5 protein-coding genes and 2 pseudogenes are annotated in these 3,403 nt (G+C 36.6%); 1 reads left to right on the top strand and 6 read right to left on the bottom strand.

Going from position 1 to position 3,403, the window contains the following annotated elements; all coding sequences use genetic code 11:
• From H4J67_RS19600 to H4J67_RS19575, 6 genes and pseudogenes are all read right to left on the bottom strand, one after another.
• Window positions 1–353, bottom strand: a pseudogene (locus H4J67_RS19600) (transposase); the annotation flags it as partial.
• 83 nt (window positions 354–436) lie between these two features.
• Window positions 437–646 carry a hypothetical protein gene (locus H4J67_RS19595; protein ID WP_182171511.1) on the bottom strand — a complete coding sequence of 70 codons (210 nt, stop codon included), beginning with the start codon at window positions 644–646 and terminating at the stop codon, window positions 437–439.
• A 135-nt stretch (window positions 647–781) separates the two neighbouring features.
• On the bottom strand, window positions 782–1,132 hold the full coding sequence (locus H4J67_RS19590) for a PDZ domain-containing protein (protein WP_182171514.1): 351 nt from the start codon (window positions 1,130–1,132) through the stop codon (window positions 782–784).
• Window positions 1,133–1,619: 487 nt separating this feature from the next.
• The gene (locus H4J67_RS19585) at window positions 1,620–2,021 is read right to left on the bottom strand and encodes a hypothetical protein (protein WP_182204795.1); all 402 of its coding nucleotides are present in this window, start codon (window positions 2,019–2,021) and stop codon (window positions 1,620–1,622) included.
• Window positions 2,022–2,096: 75 nt separating this feature from the next.
• Window positions 2,097–2,462 (bottom strand): hypothetical protein, encoded by a 366-nt coding sequence (locus H4J67_RS19580; protein WP_182171520.1) that lies wholly within the window; start codon window positions 2,460–2,462, stop codon window positions 2,097–2,099.
• 34 nt (window positions 2,463–2,496) lie between these two features.
• Window positions 2,497–2,694, bottom strand: coding sequence for an antitermination protein NusB (locus tag H4J67_RS19575; protein WP_182204794.1), 198 nt, complete (start codon window positions 2,692–2,694; stop codon window positions 2,497–2,499).
• Between the two features lie 563 nt (window positions 2,695–3,257).
• On the opposite strand from H4J67_RS19575, the pseudogene H4J67_RS19570 reads away from it, so the two are divergent.
• Window positions 3,258–3,403 (top strand): annotated as a pseudogene (locus tag H4J67_RS19570) (IS110 family transposase); the annotation flags it as partial.

The following is a 3,403-nucleotide window of genomic DNA, read 5'->3' as shown; positions in this document are numbered from 1 at the left end:
TCTGAGTTTTTCGATGAATCGATATCGGCTTGATGCTCCTCGGCAAGAAACCGTTGCCACTTTTTTAGAATAAACAGCTCCTCCTTAAGCTCTTTATTTTCACGTGCTAGTTCCTGCTCTTTGGTCAGTACTTTTTGGGCTTTTGATTGGCCAGCCACTTTTTTTCGTTTATCAGCCACAATTATTCCTTCACGATATTCTTTTCGCCATCGTGACAGCATAAATGGGTGTATGTCGAGTGTTTCAGCAACAGATTTGATTGTGACGCCGACAGTAAAACTTAGTTGAACAGCGTTGACTTTAAAGTCGTTTGAATACTTCCAAGTTCGTCTTGTATTGTTGTACTTGGGCATAAGACACCTTATCTTTAGTTAGATTTTGGTGTCCGTTTTATCGGAGGAAGATCATTGTCCCACTTGAATAGCTTGTTATATAACTATTTATCAACAACCTGAACAGGTTTTTTAAAATTCATTATTGCTAAATAAATCCAACCGCCGATCCATGTAAAGCCAAGTGCGAATGCTACTACACCGCTTATTAACAAAGAGCGTTCTTGCTTCTTTGCTAATCGAATAGCGAATAAAGCAGGCAAAACACACGTTAAAATTAAAATATAAGGAACCATTGCTACATTAATATTCATATTACTCTCCTTGTGAATATGACTTCATAGTCATATAACGCCGATTTAAGAGGCAAATATAGTTGGCTAAAATAGGTGAGCGGAGTGAACAAAAAGCCAACTGCATTTTGTCCTACTTGAAATTCTTGTTAGGCTTTAACCCACTGTAATCATGAGGTTTTCAACTACGCCTTTATTGTTTTCTATAACGAGGTGAAGTTCTGTGCCTGAATCAGATTTTAAATAGCCTTTTACTTTTGAAGCCGGGCATCCGGGAATATTGCAACCTTCGAGAGATAAAACTTTATCCCCGACCTTTAATCCTGCTTTTTCTGCAGGTGAATTGGCAATGACTTTATTAACAATTAGTTCATCAACTTCAGGAGAAAAGAAACCGCTTGCAGTATAGTCCCAAGTGACTCCAATTTTTATTTTTTTATCACCAGCAAATGAATTCACTGAAAATAACACGAATAATAATATGACTAATTTTTTTCGATATTGCATGACACTTCCTTGTAAGCCTAACGCCCTACTAAGCGGCTAAAAATAGTTGGCTATAATTTGCGAGGTACGAACACAGCCAACTGTTTGTTTCCGTCTTGAGTTGCTTGTTAGGTGAACAGCTTTGTAAATACAATAACTTAAACCAAACTCTAACAATAATATAACATTCGCCACTTAATAAACACAACTGCTAGATTTTGAGCCGCAACACCAAACAATGAAAAGCCAATTCGCAAGGACATTTTGTTTTTGGTAATGCCCGAAGACTATATTGGCTTAAATGACGTAGGCTTGGCGAAACACTCCAAAACCATATTTAGAAAATACAAACACTAGATTAAATTGGCAAATACTTTAAACAATTAAAACGAAGTGGCGATTACACCTAATGCCTTAAGAAGCGGAAAATAATGGTTGGCTATAATCGCGAAGCGATGGCCTACTGTTATTTTTCCATTTAAGCACTTGTTAGGTGACATTCACGCTGCTATTTTTTTGCGTGTTTCCAACAAAAATGGCCAATAGGGAACAGCATTAATAAAATTAAGACACTAAGGAAGCCGTTTTCTAAATCACCCGTTGAGAATCTAAATACAATACCAGATAAAGCGCCCAAGCCAACGAGTGAAAATATTGCGATGATTGACGTTGGAGAAAACAGAGATGTGTGTTCCTTTGATGCTTGGAAAATAAGTTGATAGCTAAGCTTTCCAAACCAAACAGCCAGAAGCAGAAAAAAAATAATGATTCCCGCAGCCTGAATTGAAAATAGTGCGGTTCTATTGATAAGTAAAAAGCCAATTAGAGCTAAAAATGCTAAACAAATCGCTGATGTAGCCAATCCAATACCGGCACGATAAAAATTGATAATACGATCATCTAAATTCATACTAAATCCTTGTATGTCACTTAACGCTTCAAATATGGGGCGCGGCTGTTTAGCGTCCCAGCCATAATTTGTTTGTTATGTTCGTTTTTGCAATTTTTGAGTTTGTTTTTCGAATAGAAACCCTAAGGTATCAGCAACGTGTCCTACTGCGGTAACCCCCCTAAGTGTCAGTTCTTGATCGATACTCAAATAGCGACTCACATTATTGCCAAATGATTTAATTATATTGTTAATTTCCCCGTTATTGAATATTTCAATAAACCGAGTACATGGTGCCGATTTCTGATTGCGTGAATCTGTACAATTTTTGGCATCTACTGCTAGCTCTTCGTAGTTGCTTACCAACACCTCTAGCTCTACTTTGTTATCCGCCGCACTAGCCAATGCGCTTAAACAGACGGAAAGCAAAGATAAAGTAATTATTAAAACTCGAATTTTCAATTTTTTCTCCGTTTGAACGCATTGTTAGCAGTTTTTACTGTTGCTCAATTTCTGGTTGTTTGTCCAAGAAGACGAGCAAGAAAGTTGCAATTGGGCCTAAGGGTAAAGAAATAAAAAACCAAAGTAATCCACTTCTATTTTCACTTTGAGCCAAACCAGCGTTCAATAATGCTAGAGTTCCTAACCCTACTGCATATTGACCACCTTGAGCCAAGATTTCACTTCCATTCATTTTACTCTCCTTAATTTAATTAAATGCACCGAAAATATCGAAACTGCTAACTGTAAATTTTCCTGCTTTAATGACTTGTTATATGCCGACTACACCGTAATTGGCCCGAAAACTTTGATACTTAAAGCAAATACGATAACAAAACAAAGTTGCCCAATTATTGGTACAACTATGGGAATTAATACAGTTTGCCAAACAGTTAACTTTAGAAACTTTCGTATGACAGCTAAAAATATAATAATAGTTAATAACAATGCCGCTAAATCGTCAAGAGCAACCAGCTCACATAAAGTAGAGCTAACTAATTGAATGCCTAGTAATAACAAGCTTAAATAAGTCGCTCTCTTTCTTCGTTGCTCGCTAACTTTTAGCCTATTCAGAATAAAATTGAAGCTAAAAAAATATCCAACTAAATTTGAAAGTAAATATAGAAATGTAAACACAAAATCCCTTTAGGCATATAGACACAATGACTCCCCACAAGGTGCTAGCCTATGAACGTGGGTTAGTTTTACAAACCAGAGCCATAATATATCTGTCAACAATATAAAACAGAGGCTAGCATGATAAAACATAACATACTGTTCATTGGCTTAGATACCCATAAAACATTTACTAAAGTCGCTTATAACGAAGACCAGCGCGGCACTAAGTCAGTTCATTTAGGTAAAATACTCAGCGATAAACGTGATGCGCTCAAACTTGCAAA

It is taken from the genome of Colwellia sp. BRX10-4 (genome assembly GCF_014077465.1).
Classification (GTDB): Bacteria; Pseudomonadota; Gammaproteobacteria; order Enterobacterales; family Alteromonadaceae; genus Colwellia_A.
This window is presented reverse-complemented; position numbering and strand designations above follow the sequence as displayed.

Bases quoted from the DNA above. Each gene is read 5' to 3' on its own strand.
- H4J67_RS19590 (WP_182171514.1), bottom strand. From the start codon at position 1,132: ATGCAATATCGAAAAAAATTAGTCATATTATTATTCGTGTTATTTTCA.
- H4J67_RS19575 (WP_182204794.1), bottom strand. From the start codon at position 2,694: ATGAATGGAAGTGAAATCTTGGCTCAAGGTGGTCAATATGCAGTAGGG.
- H4J67_RS19595 (WP_182171511.1), bottom strand. From the start codon at position 646: ATGAATATTAATGTAGCAATGGTTCCTTATATTTTAATTTTAACGTGT.
- H4J67_RS19585 (WP_182204795.1), bottom strand. From the start codon at position 2,021: ATGAATTTAGATGATCGTATTATCAATTTTTATCGTGCCGGTATTGGA.